Here is a 22,448-nt window from a genome sequence, read left to right as displayed (position 1 = left end):
CTTCCCTGGGAATGATAGGCGTTGCGCCTGGGGGAAAATCGCCCCAGGCGCAGCAGAAAAACCAAACGTTTTTATTTGCCCGGCTTCCAGCTCATCTTCTCACGCAGCTCGGCGCCCACCTTCTCCACCGGATGGTTGGCTTCCATTCTGCGGGTGGCGTTGAAGTAGGGGCGGTTTGCCTTGTTTTCCAACAGCCAGTTGCGCGCAAAGGTGCCGTTCTGGATTTCGGTGAGGACCTTCTTCATTTCCTTTTTGGTTTCCTCCGTGATGATGCGGTTGCCCACCGTGTAATCGCCGTACTCCGCCGTATCGCTGATGGAATAGCGCATCATGGAAAGACCGCCCTGCACCACCAGGTCGATGATCAGCTTCATCTCATGGACACACTCGAAGTAAGCATTCTCCGGCTGATACCCGGCTTCCACCAGGGTCTCGAAGCCCGCCTTCATCAGCGCGGAAACACCGCCGCACAGAACCGCCTGCTCGCCGAAGAGATCGGTTTCGGTTTCTTCCCGGAACGTAGTCTGCAGAACGCCTGCTCTCGCGCCGCCGATCCCCTGAGCGTAAGCCAGCGCAATTTCGAGCGCATTGCCGGTGGCGTCCTGTTCCACCGCCACCAGATCCGGGACGCCTTTGCCCTCGAGATACTGGCTGCGAACGGTATGGCCGGGGCCCTTGGGAGCCACCATGATGACATTGACATCGGCAGGAGGAACGATCTGGCCATAGTGGATGTTAAAGCCGTGGGCAAAGGCCAGAGTCATGCCTGCGCGCAGATAAGGGGCGATGTCCTTTTCATAAAGAGCCGGCTGCTTTTCGTCGTTGACCAGGATCATGACGATATCGGCCTGCTTTACCGCGTCGGCGGTGTTCATCACTGTCAGGCCCGCGTCCTTGGCCTTCTGGGCGGACTTGGAACCCTCGTAGAGGCCCACAATGACCTTTACGCCGCTGTCGTGCAGATTAAGGGCATGGGCGTGTCCCTGGCTGCCGTAGCCGACAACCGCCACCGTCTTGTCCTTGAGCACACCTGGGTTGCAATCCTTTTCGTAGTACATCGTTGCCATAGTAAATTTCCCCTTTATCAAATAGATTTTTGGAAAACCTTTGCGAACCAATGAAAGTGTTATTCTCCGGTCGCCAGACAGGAGGTACCCCGCCCGATGGCCGTTACGCCGGTACGGCACATTTCAATGATGCCGAAGGGCCGGACGTATTCGACAAATGCGTTGAGCTTGGAAGCCTCGCCGGTGATTTCAATGCCGATGGATTTGGGCGTGAAGTCCACCGCTTTGGCGCGAAAGACGTGAACCGCCTCCATGATTTCGGCCCGGTGCCCGTTCCTAGCGTCCACCTTAATGAGCATCAGCTCCCTGGTCACCGTGTTTTCCGGCTCCATAAGCTGGATTTTGCGGACTTCGTGAAGCTTTCCCAGCTGCTTGACGATCTGGTCCTTGATATAATCGTCGCCGGTTGCCATAATCGTCATGCGGGAAAACTCCGGATTTTCCGTCTCTCCCACGGTAAGGGAATCAATATTAAACCCCCGCCGGGAAAAGAGTCCCGACACCCGCGTGAGTACGCCGGCCCGGTTTTGCACGATGACACTCAAGACAAACTGTTCCTGTTCCATTGCCTTTCCCTCTTTTCTTTGCGAAAGTAAAGGTTTTGTGTTTTCTGCCACGCCGGGCGGATTATTTGAGCATAATGTCGTCGATGGTTCCGCCGGGCGGAATCATCGGAAGCACCTTTTCGTCCGGATGAATGACGCAGTCGATGAGTACCGGCCCCTGCGTCTCCATGGCCTCGCGGTAAGCGGCGTCCACTTCCTCCTCATTGGTTACCCGGATTCCCTTGGCGCCGAAGGCCTCGGCCAATTTGACAAAATCGGTCTGCCGGTCCAAAGTGGTGTTCGAATACCGCTGGCCGTAGAACAGGGTCTGCCACTGGCGAACCATACCGAGCACGCCGTTATTCATCACCACAATCACCAGAGGCAGCCGGTTGGCTACGGCGGTGGACATTTCGTTTAAGTTCATATGAAAGCTGCCGTCACCGGTAAAAAGGACGGTACGCTTTTCCCCATTGGCGATGCACGAACCGATGGCAGCGCCCATGCCGAAGCCCATGGTTCCAAGGCCGCCGGAGGTAATGAAGGAACGAGGCCTTGAGAAGGGATAATACTGAGCCGCCCACATCTGGTGCTGGCCCACATCGGTGGCCACCAGAAGGTCGTCTCCTAAAATGCGGTTGGCCGCCTGGATGACGTACTGAGGACTCAGCCCCAGAAAGACTTCCTGGTTTTCCTTCTCGTAAGCCCGCATAGTTTCCACCTGCGCCTTCCACGCCCCGTGGGTTTGCGGAGAAAGGAGGGCGCACAGCCGGGCCAGGATGTCCTTGATGTTGCCGATGAGGGACTTTTGGGCCGGGATATTCTTGCCGATTTCGGCCGGATCAATGTCGATGTGAAGAACCTGGGCTTTCTTTGCAAATTCGTCCTTGTTCCCGGTGGCCCGGTCGCTGAACCGGGTGCCTACCGCGATGATCAAATCCGCCTCCGCCATGGCTTTGGAGGCCGCGTACCTGCCGTGCATTCCCGTCATCCCCAGAAAGCCGGGATAGCCGCTTGGAACGGCGGAAAGCCCCATCATGCTCGTACCGATGGGAGCATCAATCCGGCCGGCAAAGGAAAGGAGCTCTTTGGAGGCGTCGGCGCTGACGATGCCGCCGCCGCTGTAGATAAAGGGGCGCTTGGACGCGGCGACCATCTTCGCCGCCTGTATCAGCTCCTCATCCGCCGGGCTTTGAAAGGGGTCCGCCGCAACCTCTCCTCCCTGCACATAGTCGCAAAGAGCAATCTGTACGTCCTTTGGCACGTCGATGAGCACCGGTCCCGGACGCCCGGACTTTGCAATCTGGAAGGCTTCGCGGATGGTATCCTCCAGAACGGCTACATCTTTGACGATGTAATTGTGCTTGGTGACCGGCATGGTGATTCCGGCAATGTCCACCTCCTGGAAGCTGTCCCGCCCGATGAGGGGCAAAGGGACGTTCCCGGTAATGGCGACCATGGGAGTGGAGTCGAGATACGCGGTGGCGATGCCGGTGACCAGATTGGACGCGCCCGGTCCGGAGGTGGCAATCACTACCCCGACCTTGCCTGTAGAACGGGCGTATCCGTCCGCCGCGTGGGCCGCGCCCTGCTCATGGGCTGTAATGATGTGCCGGATTCGGTCGCTTGCCTTATAAAGCTCGTCGTAAATGTTGAGAACCTGGCCTCCTGGATATCCAAATACCGTGGTCACCCCCTGACTGATCAGCGTTTCCACGATTATCTGTGCGCCCGGCATTTTCATTGTCATCATTCCCTTACCATTTCATTGATCGCTGCCAGTTTCTTTTGCATCCATGAAAAAACCCCGCAGTGAAAATTTCACTGCGGGGCCTGTAGCCATTCCAATGCGCGTCCTAGTCCGCGCGAACGGGAACCGGTCTTTTGTTTGCAGTGAAACGCAAAGAAGCACTAATCCCTACCAGTACGACAAGTACGAGGAAAATAATGCTAATACCAATATTTACATTTGCAAACAAAGTCCACGTCATAGCTACAATCTCCAAATCGGACCTTCCGGTCCCTTTATTTGCTGCTAGTTTAGCACAGGATACTCCCCCTGTCAAACCTTTTGACCACATTTTTAAAAGAAAAACAAAAAAAGGGCATGAGCCACAAATGTGCCCATGCCGGTGGAAGAATTTTTTACTATTTTGAAAGGAAATGTTCTACAAGTATCAAACCGTCACAGAAAATCCGCTTAAGATGGATGAAATCTGCAGGAAATGCCTGCGTGTCATGCAAGTTACTGCACTGTAATGCTCACCGGATAGGCGGCCGCGTCTCCCTGAATCCAGCAGGAATCCTTCCCTTTTACCCGAATCCAGCTGACCGGAGTGGTGGCTTTCCCTGCCGCGGTGGGCTTTCCTCTCATGTCAATGACCGCAACCACGTCCCCTTCCTCCGCCGTATTCAGCAGGCTTGCGGGACCCACAACCGTCACATTGGCAAGCTGCTGCTCATCGGGCGTAATGGTCATCCCGTCAGGGGCATTGAGCACCACAAACTGGCTGATGTTAAAGCTGCGTGAGGTCAAACTACTGCCGTCAATGGTCACCGTCACCGAGACGATGGTGGAGTTGTTGTTCTTGATACCGGACAGCTTTTCCAAAGCGGCGGCGATGTCAAAGTCAAACTGGGATCCGGCACCGATTTCATTAAAGTCAATGGTTCCTACCACCAATTCATTTAAGTTGTCGATGTCGTCTGGCCGGCCATACAGCTCAATCTCCGTGACGGGAGAAATGGAATATTTGAGCGGACTGTTTTCATAATCCGCCGGCACGTTCTTAAACTCCACCGTCAACGGCACCTTTTTGATCTTCTGCACCCCGATGGTCACGTCCATTTCCGTATACTGGGGCTGCACGCCGGTAATCAGGTTTCCATCGGCATCCAGAAGCTGAATGGCGCTCGTCACCTTGGTGGCGGAGGAAATGGGGCCTGGCTGCTCCGGCGTGACAGCGACCACCCGTTTGATGCGGTCCACCAACTGCCTGGAACCGGTCACGGAAATCTGCGGATAATCGGAAACTGGGCTTTCCTTTTTGTACCCGTCTGCTGCCGTGATGTTCGAGTCGTCGATTTCCACCGTAAACTCTCGGGTAATGTGAATTTCCACCTGGAAGGTCACGGTTTCCGAGGACTTTCGTACCTCGGTAATGCCGTCGGGATAGGTAATCAGCACCCGTTTGGTCTGCTCCCCTTCGCTTTCAATGCTGCTGACGTCGCTGGGACGCACCGACACCTGGATATCGTCCACCGAGAGCTTTGCAATGTCGAACCGTCCGCCCTGAACCACAATTTCGTCGATCACTGGAGGATTGTCCTGGGAAACCCGGAAGCCCTGCTCGACCTGGGAATCGGTAAACGCCACGTCCACAGGGACGTTGCGGAAGGTCCGCGTTTCCTCTGGATAGACCACCAGCACCATGAAAAACCACAGACCGATGGCACAGACGATGGAAAAAATCAGAACGAACCGGTTGTCATAAAAAAGCCGGCCGATCTTAATGTCCCGCAGATGGAACTCCTTGCGTACCTTCTTTTCCTTGGGAGGGCGAGGCGCCTTTTTTTGTTTTTCCCTGCTCATTTGTTTCTCCCCTTCCAGAAGGATGGCTTGTCCTTGGAGCCATCGGCGTTTTTCTCGTCCAAAAGCGCTGCGTCCAGCACCGCCTTGAGAGTATCCACGCTGATGCTGCGCCTTAATACGCCTTTTTCCGCCACGGAAATGGAGCCGGTCTCCTCCGAGACCACCACCACCATGGCGTCTGAATTCTCGCTCATACCCAGCGCCGCCCGGTGCCGGGTGCCAAGCTCGGTGCTGATTTCCCGGTTTTGAGACAGCGGCAGGATACAGGCGGCCGCGTAAACCTTCCCGTCCCGGATGACCATAGCGCCGTCGTGAAGCGGCGCCTTGTTGTAAAAGACGTTGCAAATGAGCTCCGGGCTCGGTGAAGCATCCACAATGGTGCCGGAATTGATGATATCCCCGAGCTTGATCTCCCGTTCAAAAATAATGAGCGCCCCCATTCGCTGGCGCTGCAGGATGGTACAGGAATCACACACCGCCTTGATGGCGTGGCGGATGTTTGCTGCATCGTCCTCTCCCGACGAGCTCAGGATGTTGAGCTTTCCGATACGGGTACGCCCCATCTGCTCGAGCACCCGCCGCAACTCTGGCTGGAACACGATCAATAGCGCCAAAAGCCCGATCTGAAAGACGTTGGTCATAATGTATTTGAAGGTTTTCAGGTCAAAATAGTTGGCCAGGGCCGCCATGACGATCAGGATCAGAATTCCCTTTACCAGCGTCTCCGCCCTGGTTTCGCGCACGAGCTTGATGGCGTTATAAATAATAAAGGCGACGATCGCAATGTCTGCCAAATCGTTGAGATGCACGGTGTTGAACATGATCTCAAAGCTGTTGGCAATGGTGCTGAAAAATTCCGCCATGTTTGTTCTTCCCTTCGTGCGTAGTCCTTTTCGTTCCGATATCCGATGAAAGAGTGCCGCCGACTGGCTAGACGGCGGCAGCGCATTTCAACATGGGTTCGCGCGGCGATAACCGCGGCAAAACACGGATATTTCCATACTTCTATTTTATCATACCCCGTGGGTTTTGCATAGTGCTTCCCTGATTTTTCATGACCTGCCCGACGATTTTTACAAACGCGTCGATTTCCCCCGGCTGGGTGAAAGCGGAGGGCGCTGCACGCACGGTCCCGGTTTCCAGCGTTCCATAGGCCTGATGGGCCGCCGGGGCGCAGTGATAGCCCGCCCGCAGGGCGACGCCCCTCTTGCCCAGGATGGCTGCTGCCTCGGTGCTGTCAAGCCCCTCCAGGTTAAACGAAAGCACCGGCACACAGGTCCCTGCCTGCGGCCGCGGCGTATACAAAATCACACCGTCCATCCGGCAAAGCCGGTCATAAAGGCGGCTCATCAGGCCCAGCTCATGCTGGTAAATGCGGTCGATCCCTTTTCCCTTGACAAAGTCCATCCCCGCCTTAAGGCCGAAGATGGCTGCCGTGTTCAGGGTACCCGATTCGTGCCGTTCTGGCATGTAGTCCGGCTGCTCCATGGCTAAGGAACTGCTTCCCGTACCGCCTTCCATCAGCGTGCCGAGTGCCTCTCCATAAGGAGTCAGCAGCATACCCGAACTCATGGGGCCGTAAAGCCCCTTGTGGCCGGGCATACAGAGAAAGTCGATGCCGCAGGCCTTCATGTCAATGGGCACAAGCCCCGCCGACTGGGCGGCATCCACCAAAAACAGGATTCCCCGGCTTTTTGCCAAAGCGCCGATCTCCCGAATGGGAAGGAGGGTGCCGAATACATTGGATGCGTGGATACAAACAATCAGCCTGGTATTGACATTGACGGCCATGGCAAAGGAGCTGACTGTCGCTTTGTCGTTTCCCGGGAACACCTTTGCTACGCTGTAGGTGATCCCCTTTTCCTTCAGGGCGTTTAACGGGCGCATGACAGCGTTGTGCTCCAAATTGGACACCACCACATGGTCCCCCGGCTTTAGCATGCCCTTTAAAACGATGTTGATTGCATGGGTACAGTTTTGGGTAAATACCACGCATTCCGGTCCGGGCGCGCCGAACAGGCCTGCCGCCGTCTTCCTGCATTCGTAGATGGCGTCCGAAGACCGCAGGCTCATTTCATAGCCGCCCCGGCCGGGATTCGAACCGAGCCGGCGCATTCCATTGTCAACCGCGGCAAGCACCGCCGGGGGTTTGGGCCAGGTAGTCGCGGCGTTATCCAAATAAATCATAAGCCGCCCGCCTCATAAGTGCCCAATACCCGGATGCCGGCCTCCTTAAGCAGGCGCACTGCACGGCCGGTATCTCCCTGAACCTTCAGGCTATAGCCGCAGCCGTAGGGATCGTTTGTTTTCGGCGTGCGCTCGATACTCGAGCGAATACCCTCCTCCATCAAAATATCCCGTCCCATCTGGGCATGGGTGACGGAGCTGATCATAATCCTCGTGGAACTCATGTTCACTCACCTCTATCAGAATTGCCGCCGGAGTCTTCGTGCGGCAAACAGAAGAATAGATAGTACCGCAGTACCATCCTATGCAAGAGGCGGGTGAAGTGAAACACCAAAAATTTACCGTTCGTCCTCCCGGTAGAGCAGGCAGACGGCGTGGGCGGCGATCCCCTCTCCCCTTCCGGAAAAGCCCAGGCCCTCCCCGGTGGTGGCCTTTACGCTCACGCAGTCTTCCCCGATCCGGCAGCACTTGGCGATGTTGCGGCACATCTGGTCGATGTAAGGGCTCATTTTGGGCGCCTGGGCGATGACGGTAGCGTCGATGTTGCCGATTTGATAGCCGAGCCCCTTTAAGAGCACCACGATGCGGGAAAGGAGCTTGTCGATACTGTCCACATTTTCATACTGGGGATCGGTGTCCGGGAACAACGCGCCGATGTCCCGCAGCTTGGCCGCCCCCAAAAGGGCGTCGCAGACGGCGTGAACCAGCACATCCGCGTCCGAATGGCCCAAAAGGCCGGTTTCGAACGGGATCTCCACCCCGCCCATAATCAGCCGGCGGCCTTCCACCAGCCGGTGCACGTCGTATCCGTGCCCAATGCGAAAAGAATATGCCATAATTTCCGCCCCACCTTTCTGAATGTCTCACCAAGATATTTCGTATTCTGCTAAGACTATTATAATATAATTATTTTACAATTACCAGACGGCAGATTCAGTTGAATTTATGCGGGTTTTCTCCTATAATAAGAAGGTAATTCCCGTTTTCCCACACAGGTGTTTTTCGGGGAAAAACCCATTGGAAGGAAGGAAGAAAGATGGGCGACCGATTTGGCAATCCCTCTTATTATATCAACCGGGAGCTTTCCTGGCTGGAGTTTAACAGCCGTGTGATGATGCAGGCGTTAAACCCGGGAAACCCCGTTTTTGAGCAGATGAAATTTTTGTCCATTACCTCGACGAACCTGGACGAGTTCTTTATGATCCGGGTCGCATCGGTGCGCGACCAGCTCCATGCTGGTTATAAAAAGCTGGACGCGGCGGGGCTCACTCCCAAAAAGCAGCTTTCCCTGATCTCCCGGCGCACCCATATCCTGATGGATGAAATGTACGGCATCTATCGAAACAGCATCCTGCCCGAGCTTTCCCGCAACGACATCCGGTTTCTCCATCCCAGCGAGCTGGAGGAAGGCCAGGTGGAGAAGCTCTCCCGTTATTTTGAGACGGAAATTTTCCCGGTTCTCACTCCCATGGCGGTGGATTCCTCCCGTCCCTTTCCTCTTATTTTAAGCAAAAGCCTCAACATCGGCCTGCTGTTGGAAGGAAAGGACGACGAACCGGTCTTCGCCACCGTACAGGTGCCCTCGGTGCTCCCCCGCCTCATTGACATCTCCGGCTCCGACGGCGAGGGAAAGGATTTCGTCCTGCTGGAAGACGTCATCGCCATGCACATCGGGCAGCTGTTCGACGGACGCAAAATCATTGCCTGCAACCCCTACCGCATCACCCGCAACGCGGACCTGACCTTTGATGAGGAGGAAGCGGAAGACCTGCTGGCGGAGATCAAACGCTCCCTGCGCATGCGCAAATGGGGCTCAGTCATCCGCCTGGAAACCGATTACAACGTGGACGACCGGCTGCTCTCCGTGCTCAAAAAGGAGCTGGAAGTCAGCAAGGACGAGATCTATTTCATCAACGGCCCCTTGAACCTGGACTTCCTGATGAAAGAGCTCTACAACACACCCGGCTACGAGACGCTGCGCTACCACCCTTTGGTACAGGGAACCAGCGTGCAGTTCGGAGAGGATTTGGACCCCTTTGAACTGGTAAAGGAACGGGACATTCTTCTTCATCATCCTTACCAGTCCTTTGAACCGGTGGTCAAGCTTCTTGAATACGCCGCGGCCGATCCCCAGGTTTTGGCCATTAAGCAGACGCTCTACCGGGTCAGCGGCCATTCCCCGGTGGTCTCCGCTTTGGCAAAGGCGGCGGAGGCCGGCAAGCAGGTGACGGTGCTGCTGGAGGTTAAAGCGCGCTTTGACGAGGAGAACAACATCCAGTGGGGCCTTACTTTAGAAAAAGCGGGATGCCATGTGATCTACGGCCTGCCGGGGCTGAAAACCCACAGCAAAATCACCCTGGTGGTGCGGAGGGAAAATGGAGCCACCAAACGGTATGTGCACCTAGGTACCGGCAATTACAACGACGTGACCGCGAAAATCTATACCGATTATGGCCTTTTTACCTGCGACGAGCAGATCGGGCAGGATGCTACCTCTTTTTTCAATACCCTCACGGGGTATTCAGTGCCCTTTGCCATGAAAAAGCTCATTTCCGCCCCCACTCAGCTGCGCCCCTATCTGACGAATTTGGTCGACAAAGCCGCCGACTGCGCGAAAGAAGGCAAGCGGGCGGAAATCTTCATTAAAATGAACTCCCTGGTGGATACCGAGCTCATCGAGCGCCTGTACCGTGCCTCCTGCGCAGGGGTGAAGATCCGATTGCTGGTACGGGGAATCTGCTGTCTGCGCCCGGACCTGGAAGGAGTCAGCGAAAACATTGAGGTACACTCCATCGTAGGGCGCTTCCTGGAGCACAGCCGGGTGTATTATTTCGACTGCGACGGGCAGACGGAGCTTTACCTCTCCAGCGCCGACATGATGCCCCGCAACATGGACCGGCGGGTGGAGCTGCTCTTCCCGGTGGAGGATCCGGCCATTGCCGCGCGGATTCTCGACGAAATGAAGCTTTATTGGACGGACACCGCCCAGACCTCGGTGATGTACGAGGACGGCTCCTACCATTCCCTGGCAGACACGGCGGATACTCTCTTAAATGCACAGGAAATCCTGCTTCGCCGGTACGCTGGAGAAGAAACGTACGACGAATGATTGAGCGAAGCCGTTCATATATATGATTCCAGAACCGTAGTACGCGGCAGAATGTTTCTGCCGCGTACTACGCGTGATACAAGGGAATTATTCTTTTTTTCTGCTGAAAAAACCGGGACCAAAAGCACCCGCGTAAAGACACGGTTTCTGCTTTGCGACTTTTATGGCCTTTCTCGTTTCCAGTGGCGGCGGAAAGGCGGGGAATCCTTTTAATTCCGGCCGCTGGAGCAAGGAAGGTCCTATGAACATCCTCAGCATTCTGATTACGGCGGTGGGACTGTCGATGGACGCGTTTGCCGTATCCATTACGAACGGTATGTGCACCCGTTATCTGCGGTTTCGCGACGCGCTGAAAATGGCGCTGAGTTTCGGCATTTTCCAGGCGCTCATGCCGGTCATCGGGTACTTTGCCGGCATCACCTTCAGCGATAAAATCGCCGGTATCGACCACTGGGTTGCTTTCATCCTTCTGGCCTTTATCGGCGGCAAAATGATCTACGAAACCCTCAAGGAAAAAGAGGTGGACCGGGAGGCATGTCAGCGGGGACCGTTGCGGCTGCGTATGCTGCTGGTCCTTTCCGTCGCTACCAGCATTGACGCGCTGGCGGTGGGAGTAAGCTTCGCGCTTCTAAACACGAACATCTGGCAGGCGGCCGGTCTCATCGGCCTGATCACCTTTGTCATCTGCCTGCCGGCGGCTTACGTCGGCAAAAAGTTCGGAACCCTCTTTCAGCGCAAAGCCGAGGTATTCGGCGGCGTGATCCTGATTTTGATCGGCCTGAAAATTCTGATCGAAGGGCTGCTTGGATAACAAATAAAAGCGGGGTGTTTCCCCGCTTTTGTCTGTTGCCGGCCGCTTCCTTCGCAAAGGAAGGCTGCGCACGCGTCTATAAAAACGCCTGCCGCGTGTGAAGAAAACCGGACGGACAAACGCGCATGATAATCGGAGGCATAACTGTTTTACTTCATATTGCCGAAAAGGCCCGCAAACAGATCTGTTTGCGGGCCTTTTCCATTTTATTTCTGTATGTATTTCTCATAAGAACCCTCCGGAAAACAAACGTCCGGCTTGAACGCTTCGCTCCAGTTAGATTCTTCGATTTTTCGCCCATAGACCCCTACGCATACCACCTGATAGGTCCCGTCATCGTTTTTGGCGACATACACCCGGTATCCGTAATTGTAATCGCCGCCGAAGAAATCGTTGATCTGCTGTTTGGCAAGATCGACATGGGCCGCGCCGTTGCCGTTGGCGTCGCCTAGTTTTAGCTGCTGGCCGTGGTAGTAGTTAATCCGACAGGCCATCCGTCCGGTTCCGTCGATGAGCGCCTTACTAAAGTTGGCGCTGGGCCGGGCCAGGTAATAGCACAAAGCGCTTTCCTCTTTGTTGTTGCGTTCAATATCGATGGCCACCTGCTCGTAAATACTTCTGGCATCGGTGAGAAGGGCGGCGTGCCTGGCGTTGGAGAGGATGGCGGAAACCACCGGAATCGCAATGGCCGCCAAAATTGCGAGCACCGCAATGACGATGACCAGCTCTACCAAGGTAAATCCCCGTTGGTTTCTCTTTTTATAACAAAACGATAATATGCGCATACCGCACCTCTTGTCCTGCTTTATTCAAAGATGGAACGCTGGCGTTTGCTCATTTTTTCCCTGCGGGCTTTGGTAGCCGCTTCGTCCACTCGGTATCCGCCCTGTTCGAAAGAAACGAGAAGGTCCCCTTCCCGGACGGCCCCGGCAATCTGTTCCAAGGGGATATTGACAAAGCTGCCGTCCTCTTTTTCACAGACGGCAAAGCCTTCTTCCAACCGATCCACAATCATAGCAACGCCTCCTTATTTCTCCGTTTTCACCGAATAGCCGCTTCCGTCACTTTTGACGACGATGGTTCCCTCCAGGTCGGTGCGGTATACCTTCATCCCACGCGCCTGAGCTTTTTCCAAGGTTTCGGCATGGGGATTGACCTTTTCCAGAAACGCCTCGGTGGAAGAGGTCCGGCTCCCATGATGGCCAAACTTGAGAACATCCGCCTTGAGCTGGAACCCCTTTTGCAGCAAAGCTTCTTCCACCGGCTCTTCCGCGTCCCCAGTGAACAAAAAGGAAGTGCTTCCATAATCGAGCGCCGCTACCACCGACCAGTTATTCAGGTCGTCAAAGCTGCTGTCCTTATCCGGGGACAGGATTTCCAGCACCGCCTCACCCAACCGATATTTTCCTCCCGTCTTCGCGGCCGTGGCTTTGATCCCTTTGGCCTCCAGCGCGTCGAGCATCCGTTCGTAGGTTTTCGTGGTGGGAACCTGGCTGTCTGGAAGCTGCGGCATCAGGAAGGTACCGACACCAAAGGTTTCGATCACGTCCGCCATGCCGCCGATGTGGTCGGCGTGGGGATGGGTGGCAATTACATAGTCGAGGGTCTCAACCCCTTGGCTTTGCAGATAGTCTACCACCTTTCCGGCCGCTTGGGAAGTCCCCGCGTCGATGAGCATATTTTTCCCATTGCACTGAATGAGAATAGAGTCTCCCTGCCCGACGTCGATATAGTGAACCAGAAGCTCTCCATCGGTAACAGTGGTCTGAGGTTCTGGTCCCAGGCCGAACGCGCCGAACACCTCGTTCCAGCTGGGGACGCTCAGCCCCAGCTTGCCGCCAAAGCTGATGGCCAGCACCAAAACCACCAGGATTGCCCCGGCGGACAGGTACCATTTACCTCTTGCGCTTTTTCTGTGGTTTTCTGGCGCCATAGCCTCTTTTTCCTCCTGTTTTTTCGGTCTTTTTGCCCGCAGTCACCGTTTGATCCGGACGGATGAGGCATCCGGGGCCAAACCCGATCAGGTCGCTCCGGCCTGCTTTCTTCAGCGCTTCGAGTACCAGCGCCCGGTTCTCCGGCTTAAAGGACTGCAGCAGTGCCCGTTGCATGGCCTTTTCCCTAGGCGAACGGGGAACGTATACGTCCTTCATGGTATAGGGGTCGAGCCCGGTGTAAAACATGGCGGTGGAAATGGTGCCGGGGGTTGGATAAAAGTCCTGCACCTGCTCGGGGCGCACGCCCTCTTTTTTGAGAAACACCGCCAACTCCACCGCATCCTTGAGGGTACTCCCCGGGTGGGAAGACATCAGGTAGGGAACTAGGTACTGCTCCTTCCCGACGCTCTTTGTCAGCTCGTAAAACCGCTTGGAAAACCGCCGGTACTGTTCGATGTGTGGCTTGCCCATCTGGTCGAGCACGTTTGCCGCGCAATGCTCTGGCGCCACCTTCAGCTGCCCGGACACGTGGTAGGTCACCAGCTCTTTAAAAAAGCGCTCGTCCGGATCTTCGATGAGATAATCATACCGGATGCCCGAACGGATGAAGACCCGTTTGACCCCCGGCAAGGCCCGCAGCTTGCGAAGCAGCTGCAGGTATTCGCTGTGGTCCACCTGAAGCTGCTTGCACGGCGTGGGCGCCAAACATTTTTTCCCTTTGCAAAGCCCCAGCTCCTTCTGCTTTTTGCAGGAGGGCAGGCGGAAATTGGCGGTCGGTCCGCCCACGTCATGGATATACCCCTTAAACCTGGGGGATTTTGTCAGCTTTTTTGCCTCTAGCAGCACCGATTCCTCGCTGCGGCAGGTGATCTGCCTGCCTTGGTGGAAGGCAAGGGAGCAAAAGTTGCACGCGCCAAAGCAGCCCCGGTTGTGAGTGATGGAAAACTCCACCTCTTTTATAGCCGGTACGCCGCCCTGGGACTCGTATATGGGATGATAGGCCCGTTCATAGGGCAGCTCGTAAACCCGGTCCAGCTCCGCCTGCGCAAGAGGCGGCGACGGCGGGTTTTGCACCAAAATTACCTTTCCGTGCTTTTGAATGATGGTTTTCCCCCGCACCGCATCCTGCTCATCCTGCTGGATGCGGGCGGCCACGGCGTATTCTCGCTTATTGGTAGCCACCAGTTCAAAGGAAGGGCATTCTTTCGCGGGGCGCGGTATGTACTGGGAAGTGGGAACCGCAAAGCAGGTGCCGCGCACGTCGGTGATGGAGGCAACCGGTTCCCCGGCCTTTAGCCGCCGGGCGATCTCGGTCATGGAGCGTTCCCCCATGCCGTACATGAGAAGGTCCGCCCCGCAGTCGAGCAAAATGGACGGGCGGACCCGGTCGTCCCAATAGTCGTAATGGGCGAAACGGCGCAGAGACGCTTCCAGCCCCCCGATCAAAATAGGGACATCTCCATAGGCTTCCCGGATTTTCTGACAATAGACGATGACCGCCCGGTCGGGACGTTTTCCCGCCCGTCCTCCCGGGGAATAAAGATCGTCGCTTCTGGTTCGCTTAGCGGCCGTGTAATGGGCCACCATGGAATCAATGTTCCCGGAAGTGACGAGAAATCCCAGCTTTGGGCGGCCGAACCGGGTAAAATCCTTACAGGTGTGCCAGTCCGGCTGGGACAAAATCGCCACTCGGTACCCCTGGGCTTCCAGCATACGGGACAAAATCGCCACGCCGAAGCTGGGATGGTCCACATAGGCGTCGCCGGTGACATACACAAAATCCGGCTCGTCCCATCCCAGGGCTTGTATTTCTTGCTTGCTGATGGGTAAAAAAGGCATGAAATCCTCCGTGTCTTCTATTCCTGCCCGGACGCTGGCGGCTTTGGCAGATCCGGCGTTCCGTCCGGCTCATTCATATTCATTTCCAGCCACTGCTGCCGGGTGAGCAGCACCTGGCGAGGCTTGCTTCCTTCGTGAGGGCCCACTACCCCGCGGGCTTCCAGTTCGTCGATGATCCGCCCGGCTCTCGCATACCCAAGGCGCAGCCGGCGCTGAAGGAGCGAGGTGGACGCCATGCCCGCCTCCACCACGCACTCGATGGCCTGGCGGATGAGGGCGGAATCCGCGTCCCCATCGTCAAAGTCATTCCCGCCGCCGCCGCTGTTTTTCTCCTTGGCGGCCTGCCGGTCGATTTCCTCGATGACCTTTTGGTCGTATTCGTTTTGCTGATCCGCCTTGACGTATTCCACCACCCGTTCCACCTCCCGGTCGCTGACAAAGCAGCCCTGGATACGGGTGGGCTTATTGGCGCCCACCGGGTTAAAGAGCATGTCGCCCCGGCCCAAGAGCTTTTCCGCGCCGCCCGCGTCGAGAATGGTACGCGAATCCACCTGGGAGGACACTGCAAAGGCGATACGGCTGGGAATGTTCGCCTTGATGATGCCGGTAATGACGTCCACCGACGGACGCTGGGTGGCGATGACCAGGTGCATCCCCGCCGCGCGGGCCATCTGGGCCAGACGGCAGATGGAATCCTCCACCTCGTTGGGCGCGACCATCATCAGGTCGGCAAGCTCGTCGATGATGATGACGATCTGCGGAAGAGGCGCCACATCGTCGTGCTCCGCCGCCATCAGGTTATAGGCGGTGATGTCGCGCACATTGGTCTGGGCAAAGAGCTTATACCGGTCGAGCATTTCCGTGACCGCCCAGCCCAGCGCTCCCGCCGCCTTACGCGGGTCGGTGACAACCGGGGCCACCAGGTGAGGAATGCCGTTATACACGCCCAGCTCCACCACCTTCGGGTCCACCATCAGAAGGCGCACCTCGTTGGGAGATGCTTTATAGAGAAGGCTTAGCACAATCGAATTGATGCACACCGATTTGCCCGACCCGGTAGCGCCGGCAATCAGCAGGTGGGGCATCCTAGCCAGGTCCGCAAAGGCGGCGTTGCCGGCGATATCCCGCCCCAAAGCCACCGTCAGCCGGCTTTTCGCCGTCTGGAAGGCCGTGGAGGCGATCAGGTCGCGCATGTGCACCACATTTACGTTGCGGTTGGGAATCTCGATGCCCACCGCCGCCTTGTTGGGGATAGGCGCTTCGATGCGCACCCCGGCGGAGGCCATGTTCAGCGCAATGTCGTCGGCCAAGTTCGTGATCTTGCTGATCTTCACCCCGGCCGACGGCTGCAATTCATACCGGGTAACCGCGGGCCCGGGGCTGATGCCCACCACCCGCGTTTCCACGCCGAAGGAGCGCAAAACGTTTACAAGCTTGTCCGCGTTTGCCCGCAGTTCCGCCTGCATATTGCCTCTCGCCCCGCCCGGGGCCGTCTCGTCAAAAAGGGACAGGGGCGGATACCGGTAAGCCGCCAAGACCGCCGTTTCGCCCGCCGGCGAAAAGGGTACCGGCTTCTGGGCGGGCACAGGCACGGGAGACGGGACCGGCGCGCTCTTTTGCTCCTGGGTGCGCACGGCCTTTTGAATCAAATCGTCGATGTTTACGCTTTCTTCCGACCCGGCCGCATCCACTGAGGCGGGAGGCGGCGCTTGTACCGGAGAAGCGGTCTGCGGTTCCTTCGCCGCCTCGGTCAGCGCTTTGTCGTCCTTTACCAGGTCCAGAAGCTTTTTTAGTTTGGACGGCTGCTTGAGTTCCTCTTCTTCGGCCATCACCGGATGGGCGGGCAGAGGCTCATCCTCCTTGCCGTCGATGGGCACGTCCAGGTTAAACCGGGGTCTGCCGCCCTTTTTCTGAGCACGGTTCTTAATGCGTTCCCCGGCGTTCTTCTCCACCTTCTCCACCGGCTTCCAGACGGCGCGAAACAGCGCCAAAAGCTCCGTTCCCGTCACCAGCATCAGAAAAACGAAGAGCAGCAGGCAAACGATAATCCGCGCACCGATATACCCCACCAGGGAAATAAACGGCATTCCCAAAAGGCCGCCGAAAATTCCGCCGCCAAAGGTGGTCGCACCGTTTGCATAGAGGGTTCCCAGCTCCTCAAAGTACCCGCCGAAGCTGGGAATTCCCGTTTCGTGGGTAAAGATATGTATGGCGCTGCAGGCAAGAATGACCAGCGCGAAGGCCTGCCATACCTTCGCGCCCACCGAATGCACCGGCCGGTCCAGCGCGCAGATGACCGCAATATACACTAAAATCACCGGCCACAAATACGCGCTCGACCCAAACAAGCCGAACACCAGACCCCGAATCCACGCCCACAAGGCCGGACCCGGAATCAACACCACCGCCAAAAGCAACAGGGCGACCGCAAACAGGACGACCGCCCAAATCTGCTTTTTCTTCCGCCCGGCCTCCTTGGCCGTTTTTGCGGAAGAAGCGGTGGTCCTCCCCTTCTGCGTGCCCGGACGCTTTTTTGCCGGGCCAGTTGTCTTTCTTTTCTTTGCTGCCGCCATGTTACGCCACCTCAATTACTAAAAATCTTGTCCGTCCGCAAGAATACCACGCCTTTTCGGCGAAGCGGCGCACATCCGGTCAGACAAGCAAAGAACACCTCTCAGAAAAAGGCCTGCATCCCCTGCTGCTTTTGCGGCTGCGCAATGGAAGACCCCGGCGTAAAAGACGGATTGAGATAATCCATCGGGTCGGTGGACTGCAAGGAAGAAACCACCAAGCCGTCGGGCGTTTTCGCCGCTTTGACACAGCCATGATTGATTTTTATTATCTCATATTCCGCCTCGTCCTGCAAGCCCATTATCATTTCGGGCGGTACACAGGTGTACATCAGCATGGGACTTCCTCCCCGTCCTTCTTCTCAATCATATCATAGAGGCAGGCAAGCGCGTCGGAAAGGGAACCGAGCTCGTCGATGAGCCCTTCCGCTACCGCCTGTTCCCCATCGAGCACCGTGCCCACGTCCATGACAAGCTCGCCGCTTGTCATCATCAGCTGCTTGAAGCGATCGGCGTCGATGCGGCTGTTTTCTGTGACAAAACGGATGATTCGGTCCTGCATTTTATCAAAGTAGGAGAACGTCTGGGGAACGCCCAGCACCAGTCCGTTCATACGCACCGGATGGATGGTCATGGTAGCCGAGGAGGCGATGAAGCTTTTGCGGGCGGATACGGCCAGCGGCACGCCGATGGAATGTCCGCCGCCCAACACCAGGGAAACGGTAGGCTTTTTCATTCCTGCGATCAGCTCCGCGATGGCAAGTCCCGCCTCAATGTCGCCGCCCACTGTGTTTAAGAGAATGAGCAGTCCCTCGATCTCCGGCGCTTCCTCAATGGCCACCAGCTGAGGGATCACGTGTTCGTATTTGGTGGTTTTGTTCTGCGGCGGGAGGATATAATGCCCCTCGATCTGGCCTACCACCGTCAGGCAGTGGATGACGTGCTTGCCCTTGGCGGTGGTGATGGAACCCATCTTGATGATCTGCTGCTGCTGATCCTGGGTAGGGGTGGACGTATCCTCGTTGTTTTCATTGTTTTGATTATCGCCGTTATCCTGGGTATCGTCGGCGCTCTCCTGGGTATCATTGTCATCGGCGTTCTGCTCGAGCAGGTCTTCTCCTTTTTGTTTGTTCTGCATACTGTTTTTCTTCTTTTTTGACATGGTTTTCTCCCCTTTTTTAGACTCCTTTTAGTGTTACCGCAGCTGTGGAGACTATGCGCAGAAAAAACGCGGTAGCCGGTCACTTAAAAGTAACCAAAGCACAAAAAAGTGCGTACTTCACAGAGAAAGGCAGGCCGCCTATAATGAAGGCAGGAGCTGCTCAGAACGGCCGTTGCGCAGTTTTAAGAATATCCTGGGAGGGCAAAGCAATGAACAAGAACACATTCCAAACCAAAACGCTTGAAAAAGGCGAAATGCATATTTACGACTTCGACGCCGTCCGGCTGCATGCCTACCAAACCAACGACCCGATAGACAATGAAGTTTTCATCTTCGAGAAAAACGGGAAAGCGGTGGTGCTCGAGTCCCCCTGCTTTTTTGACAACAACAAAGAGCTTCAAACGTATCTGAAGGACTGGAAGGTCGAGGGGATGCTGGTGGCTTATCACGGCGCGGGCGCCACGTTTTTGCCGGATGTACCCAAATACGCCACGCAAAACGCGGTGGAGTATGCGCGAAATGGAGGCGGCAAGGCCCTGATCGACAATTTCGCCAATGTGTTCGGCGATGGCTTCGACTGCAGTGTTCATACCATCACCAACGTAATTGGCGCGGGTAAGATTGCCATTGGCAGCATGGATTTCATCATTACCCCCACCGCGGACGCCTTTGACGTAGAAATCCCGGAGCTCAACGCCGTCTACACCCATATGCTCGGCCACGACTGCCATTCCATCGTGGCAAACGCCGGTCACGCCGACGGGATCATCGCGCAGCTTTGGGACTATATCGAAAAGGGATATGACCTGATCCTGACCTCGCATTATACGCCGGAGGATTTAAAGGACGCGAAAACCAAGATTGATTACCTTACAAACCTCAAACAAATTGCAGCTGCGTGCGCGGATGCGGATTCGTTTAAGGCAGAAGTCAAAAAGCAGTGCCCCGCTTACAGCGGCGAGAATTATCTGGATATGACGGCGAATTTCTTCTTCGCCTGACGCCGGAAAGCCATTTCTTTGCAGGCAAAGAAACGATCGCTGTAAGACAAGGATTGGAAAATGGCGGCTGATATCGCTGTTGAATAGCCTCGAAAGCCCTCTGCTTACCAAGGCAGAGGGCTTTCGAGGAGGGTATGTCTGCCCGCCTCGGGCAACAGAAAGGAGAACGCAATGACGCAGACCGAGCGGCTGCATTTCCTTCTTACCGAACTGACCCAAGAAGACCCCGTCTATGAAGGCGTCCGGCTTCCATCCTCTCAGGAGGAGCAAAAGCGGCTGCTTCGTTCTCTGATGAACGTGCGTCCTCCAAAGCCGGTTACGAAAGAGTTCCTGGAAGTGCAGGACGCCTATCTCACAGAGGAACGGGCGAAAAAAGGAGGGATTTCCCTCTCCTCCCTCTCTCCCATTGAGAACGGCATCTACCTGTGGCAGGGGGACATTACCACCCTGCAGGCGGACGCCATTGTAAACGCCGCCAATTCTTGGCTTAACAGTGATAAGGAACTAATTTACTTATCAACTGTTAGCTGACGGTTTCCGGGGTGCATACGGACAAATCCCGTCTGATTTCTAACAGGAAGTCAGACGGGATTTTCGCTTTATATTTCGAATTATGGAGGACATACCATGAAAACCTTAATATCTTGTGCTTACACTATGGATAATTGCTGTGTGGAACTGAAATTCAGGGACGGCAGAATGATTGCGATTGACACTATCGCTGTTGAGAACGAGATTGCAGACAATATGTATCAGCGGTCAGAGTTGGATTATTTGATCTACAATGACCCGATAGCATATGCTGACTTGATATTGAATGGCGATCCCGAAACCTATCTGAAAACTGTAACAGAATACAAGCCTTTGGATAGCTGACAACACGCTGCCCGCAGGAGAAAATCCTGCGGGCGTTTTTCTGTTTATATTATTTCCCTCCGTTGGATCTCAATTTAGGAAAGAAGATGACAATCTTGAAGCCCTTTCCCCACTGGGAAGTAGCTTCCAGATGAAGATTTAGATCGTCGGCCATCTTCTTAACCAGGTAAAGTCCCATACCGGTAGCCTTCTTTCTGCTGTCAGTAGAATCCCCGGTAAAGCCCTTTTGAAAAATGTACGGCAGATCATATTTTTTTACGCCAATGCCGTTATCTTCAACAGAAAGGATATCTGCGGTCTCCGAATGTATCATGGAAATCGTAAGCATGGGACTATCGCTGCTATATTTGATGGCATTGCTAACGATCTGTCCCAACATAAACTGAAGTCCTCTACGGTCTGTATAGACTGTTTCAGATTGCAGTTTGTTGAGAATGACAAACTGCTTCTCTTCAAGAAGTGGGGCATAGTCCTCCAGAACTTCACCCAAGCAGTCATTCAAATTGACATCCTCAAATCGGTAATCCTTTGTACTGCTCTTCAACCGGGCATAGTACAGCATCTGCGTGACATCCTCCTGAAGCTGACTGCGGACATAATCCAGCTTTGCTTGCAGGGAAGGAGAGATTTCATCGTTCCGGTTATCCAAGAGCATGGTCAGCAACGATAGGGGCGTTTTCGCTTCATGTGCCCAGCCCTCCACGTATTCTTCATAGTCCCGTAGGGCATCCGCCATATTGTTACTCTCGTTTTTGTATTCCCGTAAAACCGAAGCCAAAAATCGGACAGATTCTCCTTCTTTCTGACTAATGGCACTGAGCAGCCGTTCTTCATTGCAGATGGTAGGATCACTGAGGAAATCCCGGAACAGTTCCATGTGGGTGTTCTCCCTCTTGTTTAGTACAAACAGAATCGCTGAAAACAAAAGGATGCTCGTCAGAACTACTAACCCGATCAAGGTTTGAAATGCCTGAATGTCAGAAATCCAAAGAATGACAGCGCAAAAGCAATCCACGCCCAGCAGCAACAGAAGCCAGGGGTAGTACCGTTCTATCATGTGCCAAAGCTGCTTCATAGAGACACCTCCGCTTCCAAACGGTAGCCCATTCCTCGAACTGCAACGATTCGCTGCTTCATTTCAAGGGCGGACATCGTTTTTTTCAACCGGGTCAGGTTAACCTGCAAGGCATTTTCATCTATGTATTCCGTAGTTCCCCACAGTGCCATGCAAAGCTGCTCCGTTGTAACCAGTGCATCACCACTTGCCAAAAGAGCAACCAACAGTTTTCCCTGATTTTTTGGAAGCACCACAGAGGTGTTATGAATATAAAGTGTGTAGGTCTGCTGGTCCAACAAGAAGTCCAATCCCTCTATGAGGTTGGTACGACCTTCATACCTTTTGAGAATATTGGATACCCTGGCGAGAAGTCGGTCTTTTCTGCACGGCTTCGTCAAATATTCATCTGCACCCAACTGGAACGCTTGCAGTTCATCCTTTACCTGATCTCTGGAAGTCAGCACCAGGATGGGGATAGCGGTTTTATTCTTTAACTCCTGGCAGATTTGAAAGCCACTGATTTCTGGTAAATTCAGGTCTAAGATCACGAGGTCAGGACGGAGGGCTGCCAAGAGCCGAGCGGCATCTTCAAACTCGGTGATTGCCTCCACAAGATACCCGTCCTTTTGGAGCATATTGCAGAGTTCTTCCCGCATATAGACTTCATCTTCCACAACAGCAATTCTTTTCACGACAGC

The 22,448-nt window shown here is 55.1% G+C and carries 22 protein-coding genes; 5 read left to right on the top strand and 17 right to left on the bottom strand.

The annotated features are described in order from the left end of the window. Positions 1–71 precede the first annotated feature (71 nt). From ilvC to ispF, 8 genes are all read right to left on the bottom strand, one after another. Positions 72–1,067, bottom strand: coding sequence for a ketol-acid reductoisomerase (gene ilvC / locus WMO26_RS01220; RefSeq protein ID WP_349217702.1), 996 nt, complete (start codon positions 1,065–1,067; stop codon positions 72–74). A 59-nt stretch (positions 1,068–1,126) separates the two neighbouring features. Further along, positions 1,127–1,633 (bottom strand): acetolactate synthase small subunit, encoded by a 507-nt coding sequence (gene ilvN, locus WMO26_RS01215; protein ID WP_349217701.1) that lies wholly within the window; start codon positions 1,631–1,633, stop codon positions 1,127–1,129. A gap of 61 nt (positions 1,634–1,694) precedes the next feature. After that, positions 1,695–3,356 carry a biosynthetic-type acetolactate synthase large subunit gene (gene ilvB, locus WMO26_RS01210; protein WP_349217886.1) on the bottom strand — a complete coding sequence of 554 codons (1,662 nt, stop codon included), beginning with the start codon at positions 3,354–3,356 and terminating at the stop codon, positions 1,695–1,697. Positions 3,357–3,857: 501 nt separating this feature from the next. After that, positions 3,858–5,204, bottom strand: coding sequence for a CdaR family protein (locus tag WMO26_RS01205; RefSeq protein WP_349217700.1), 1,347 nt, complete (start codon positions 5,202–5,204; stop codon positions 3,858–3,860). Next, complete coding sequence (gene cdaA, locus WMO26_RS01200) at positions 5,201–6,067, bottom strand: diadenylate cyclase CdaA (protein WP_349217699.1); 867 nt, start codon at positions 6,065–6,067, stop codon at positions 5,201–5,203. The genes WMO26_RS01205 and cdaA overlap by 4 nt, the downstream gene beginning before the upstream one ends. A 142-nt stretch (positions 6,068–6,209) precedes the next feature. Further along, positions 6,210–7,391: an aminotransferase class V-fold PLP-dependent enzyme gene (locus WMO26_RS01195; protein WP_349217698.1), complete on the bottom strand. Its 1,182-nt coding sequence runs from the start codon at positions 7,389–7,391 to the stop codon at positions 6,210–6,212. Next, positions 7,388–7,615, bottom strand: a complete 228-nt coding sequence (locus WMO26_RS01190; protein WP_349217697.1) for a putative Se/S carrier protein — start codon at positions 7,613–7,615, stop codon at positions 7,388–7,390. Before WMO26_RS01190 ends, WMO26_RS01195 begins: the two co-directional genes overlap by 4 nt. 114 nt (positions 7,616–7,729) lie before the next feature. Beyond that, a complete protein-coding gene (gene ispF, locus WMO26_RS01185; protein WP_349217696.1) occupies positions 7,730–8,227 on the bottom strand; it encodes a 2-C-methyl-D-erythritol 2,4-cyclodiphosphate synthase in 498 nt (165 codons plus the stop codon). 200 nt (positions 8,228–8,427) lie between these two features. Between ispF and WMO26_RS01180 the strand changes: the two genes are divergently transcribed. Beyond that, the gene (locus tag WMO26_RS01180; protein WP_349217695.1) at positions 8,428–10,500 is read left to right on the top strand and encodes an RNA degradosome polyphosphate kinase; all 2,073 of its coding nucleotides are present in this window, start codon (positions 8,428–8,430) and stop codon (positions 10,498–10,500) included. Positions 10,501–10,741: 241 nt separating this feature from the next. Continuing rightward, on the top strand, positions 10,742–11,311 hold the full coding sequence (locus WMO26_RS01175; protein WP_349217694.1) for a manganese efflux pump MntP: 570 nt from the start codon (positions 10,742–10,744) through the stop codon (positions 11,309–11,311). Positions 11,312–11,517: 206 nt separating this feature from the next. Here WMO26_RS01175 and WMO26_RS01170 read toward each other — a convergent pair whose 3' ends face one another. The 7 genes from WMO26_RS01170 to WMO26_RS01140 all read right to left on the bottom strand — a co-directional run bounded on the left by WMO26_RS01170 (position 11,518) and on the right by WMO26_RS01140 (position 18,816). Further along, on the bottom strand, positions 11,518–12,096 hold the full coding sequence (locus tag WMO26_RS01170) for a prepilin-type N-terminal cleavage/methylation domain-containing protein (RefSeq protein ID WP_349217693.1): 579 nt from the start codon (positions 12,094–12,096) through the stop codon (positions 11,518–11,520). Positions 12,097–12,116: 20 nt separating this feature from the next. Next, positions 12,117–12,326 (bottom strand): DUF3006 domain-containing protein, encoded by a 210-nt coding sequence (locus WMO26_RS01165; protein WP_349217692.1) that lies wholly within the window; start codon positions 12,324–12,326, stop codon positions 12,117–12,119. 12 nt (positions 12,327–12,338) lie between these two features. Then, positions 12,339–13,244, bottom strand: a complete 906-nt coding sequence (locus WMO26_RS01160) for a ComEC/Rec2 family competence protein (RefSeq protein WP_349217691.1) — start codon at positions 13,242–13,244, stop codon at positions 12,339–12,341. Then, complete coding sequence (locus WMO26_RS01155; protein WP_349217690.1) at positions 13,207–15,084, bottom strand: YgiQ family radical SAM protein; 1,878 nt, start codon at positions 15,082–15,084, stop codon at positions 13,207–13,209. The genes WMO26_RS01160 and WMO26_RS01155 overlap by 38 nt, the downstream gene beginning before the upstream one ends. Positions 15,085–15,101: 17 nt before the next feature. Then, on the bottom strand, positions 15,102–17,657 hold the full coding sequence (locus WMO26_RS01150; RefSeq protein ID WP_349217689.1) for an FtsK/SpoIIIE family DNA translocase: 2,556 nt from the start codon (positions 17,655–17,657) through the stop codon (positions 15,102–15,104). A gap of 101 nt (positions 17,658–17,758) precedes the next feature. After that, a complete protein-coding gene (locus WMO26_RS01145) occupies positions 17,759–17,992 on the bottom strand; it encodes a YlzJ-like family protein (protein WP_349217688.1) in 234 nt (77 codons plus the stop codon). Next, positions 17,986–18,816, bottom strand: coding sequence for a ClpP family protease (locus WMO26_RS01140; RefSeq protein ID WP_349217687.1), 831 nt, complete (start codon positions 18,814–18,816; stop codon positions 17,986–17,988). Before WMO26_RS01140 ends, WMO26_RS01145 begins: the two co-directional genes overlap by 7 nt. Before the next feature lie 209 nt (positions 18,817–19,025). On the opposite strand from WMO26_RS01140, the gene WMO26_RS01135 reads away from it, so the two are divergent. From WMO26_RS01135 to WMO26_RS01125, 3 genes are all read left to right on the top strand, one after another. After that, positions 19,026–19,817 (top strand): hypothetical protein, encoded by a 792-nt coding sequence (locus WMO26_RS01135; protein WP_349217686.1) that lies wholly within the window; start codon positions 19,026–19,028, stop codon positions 19,815–19,817. Positions 19,818–19,988: 171 nt separating this feature from the next. Then, the gene (locus WMO26_RS01130; protein ID WP_349217685.1) at positions 19,989–20,348 is read left to right on the top strand and encodes a macro domain-containing protein; all 360 of its coding nucleotides are present in this window, start codon (positions 19,989–19,991) and stop codon (positions 20,346–20,348) included. Positions 20,349–20,444: 96 nt separating this feature from the next. After that, entirely contained in the window at positions 20,445–20,693 is a 249-nt protein-coding gene (locus tag WMO26_RS01125; protein WP_085531192.1) for a DUF6061 family protein, read from the top strand. A 49-nt stretch (positions 20,694–20,742) separates the two neighbouring features. Here WMO26_RS01125 and WMO26_RS01120 read toward each other — a convergent pair whose 3' ends face one another. After that, positions 20,743–21,768 (bottom strand): sensor histidine kinase, encoded by a 1,026-nt coding sequence (locus WMO26_RS01120; RefSeq protein WP_085531194.1) that lies wholly within the window; start codon positions 21,766–21,768, stop codon positions 20,743–20,745. Continuing rightward, positions 21,765–22,442: a response regulator transcription factor gene (locus WMO26_RS01115; protein WP_085531196.1), complete on the bottom strand. Its 678-nt coding sequence runs from the start codon at positions 22,440–22,442 to the stop codon at positions 21,765–21,767. Before WMO26_RS01115 ends, WMO26_RS01120 begins: the two co-directional genes overlap by 4 nt. Between the last annotated feature and the right edge of the window lie 6 nt (positions 22,443–22,448).

The organism is Solibaculum intestinale, from assembly GCF_040096205.1.
In the GTDB taxonomy this organism is placed as follows: domain Bacteria; phylum Bacillota; class Clostridia; order Oscillospirales; family Acutalibacteraceae; genus Solibaculum_A; species Solibaculum_A intestinale.
This window is presented reverse-complemented; position numbering and strand designations above follow the sequence as displayed.

Excerpts from the sequence above, each read along its gene's own strand:
- WMO26_RS01125 (WP_085531192.1), top strand. The coding sequence starts at position 20,445 with ATGAAAACCTTAATATCTTGTGCTTACACTATGGATAATTGCTGTGTG.
- WMO26_RS01155 (WP_349217690.1), bottom strand. The coding sequence starts at position 15,084 with ATGCCTTTTTTACCCATCAGCAAGCAAGAAATACAAGCCCTGGGATGG.
- WMO26_RS01180 (WP_349217695.1), top strand. The coding sequence starts at position 8,428 with ATGGGCGACCGATTTGGCAATCCCTCTTATTATATCAACCGGGAGCTT.
- ispF (WP_349217696.1), bottom strand. The coding sequence starts at position 8,227 with ATGGCATATTCTTTTCGCATTGGGCACGGATACGACGTGCACCGGCTG.
- WMO26_RS01160 (WP_349217691.1), bottom strand. The coding sequence starts at position 13,244 with ATGGCGCCAGAAAACCACAGAAAAAGCGCAAGAGGTAAATGGTACCTG.
- WMO26_RS01145 (WP_349217688.1), bottom strand. The coding sequence starts at position 17,992 with ATGCTGATGTACACCTGTGTACCGCCCGAAATGATAATGGGCTTGCAG.
- WMO26_RS01205 (WP_349217700.1), bottom strand. The coding sequence starts at position 5,204 with ATGAGCAGGGAAAAACAAAAAAAGGCGCCTCGCCCTCCCAAGGAAAAG.
- WMO26_RS01175 (WP_349217694.1), top strand. The coding sequence starts at position 10,742 with ATGAACATCCTCAGCATTCTGATTACGGCGGTGGGACTGTCGATGGAC.
- WMO26_RS01170 (WP_349217693.1), bottom strand. The coding sequence starts at position 12,096 with ATGCGCATATTATCGTTTTGTTATAAAAAGAGAAACCAACGGGGATTT.
- ilvB (WP_349217886.1), bottom strand. The coding sequence starts at position 3,356 with ATGAAAATGCCGGGCGCACAGATAATCGTGGAAACGCTGATCAGTCAG.
- WMO26_RS01135 (WP_349217686.1), top strand. The coding sequence starts at position 19,026 with ATGAACAAGAACACATTCCAAACCAAAACGCTTGAAAAAGGCGAAATG.
- WMO26_RS01190 (WP_349217697.1), bottom strand. The coding sequence starts at position 7,615 with ATGAGTTCCACGAGGATTATGATCAGCTCCGTCACCCATGCCCAGATG.
- ilvN (WP_349217701.1), bottom strand. The coding sequence starts at position 1,633 with ATGGAACAGGAACAGTTTGTCTTGAGTGTCATCGTGCAAAACCGGGCC.
- WMO26_RS01120 (WP_085531194.1), bottom strand. The coding sequence starts at position 21,768 with ATGAAGCAGCTTTGGCACATGATAGAACGGTACTACCCCTGGCTTCTG.
- WMO26_RS01195 (WP_349217698.1), bottom strand. The coding sequence starts at position 7,391 with ATGATTTATTTGGATAACGCCGCGACTACCTGGCCCAAACCCCCGGCG.
- WMO26_RS01165 (WP_349217692.1), bottom strand. The coding sequence starts at position 12,326 with ATGATTGTGGATCGGTTGGAAGAAGGCTTTGCCGTCTGTGAAAAAGAG.
- WMO26_RS01130 (WP_349217685.1), top strand. The coding sequence starts at position 19,989 with ATGACGCAGACCGAGCGGCTGCATTTCCTTCTTACCGAACTGACCCAA.
- WMO26_RS01140 (WP_349217687.1), bottom strand. The coding sequence starts at position 18,816 with ATGTCAAAAAAGAAGAAAAACAGTATGCAGAACAAACAAAAAGGAGAA.
- ilvC (WP_349217702.1), bottom strand. The coding sequence starts at position 1,067 with ATGGCAACGATGTACTACGAAAAGGATTGCAACCCAGGTGTGCTCAAG.
- WMO26_RS01150 (WP_349217689.1), bottom strand. The coding sequence starts at position 17,657 with ATGGCGGCAGCAAAGAAAAGAAAGACAACTGGCCCGGCAAAAAAGCGT.
- cdaA (WP_349217699.1), bottom strand. The coding sequence starts at position 6,067 with ATGGCGGAATTTTTCAGCACCATTGCCAACAGCTTTGAGATCATGTTC.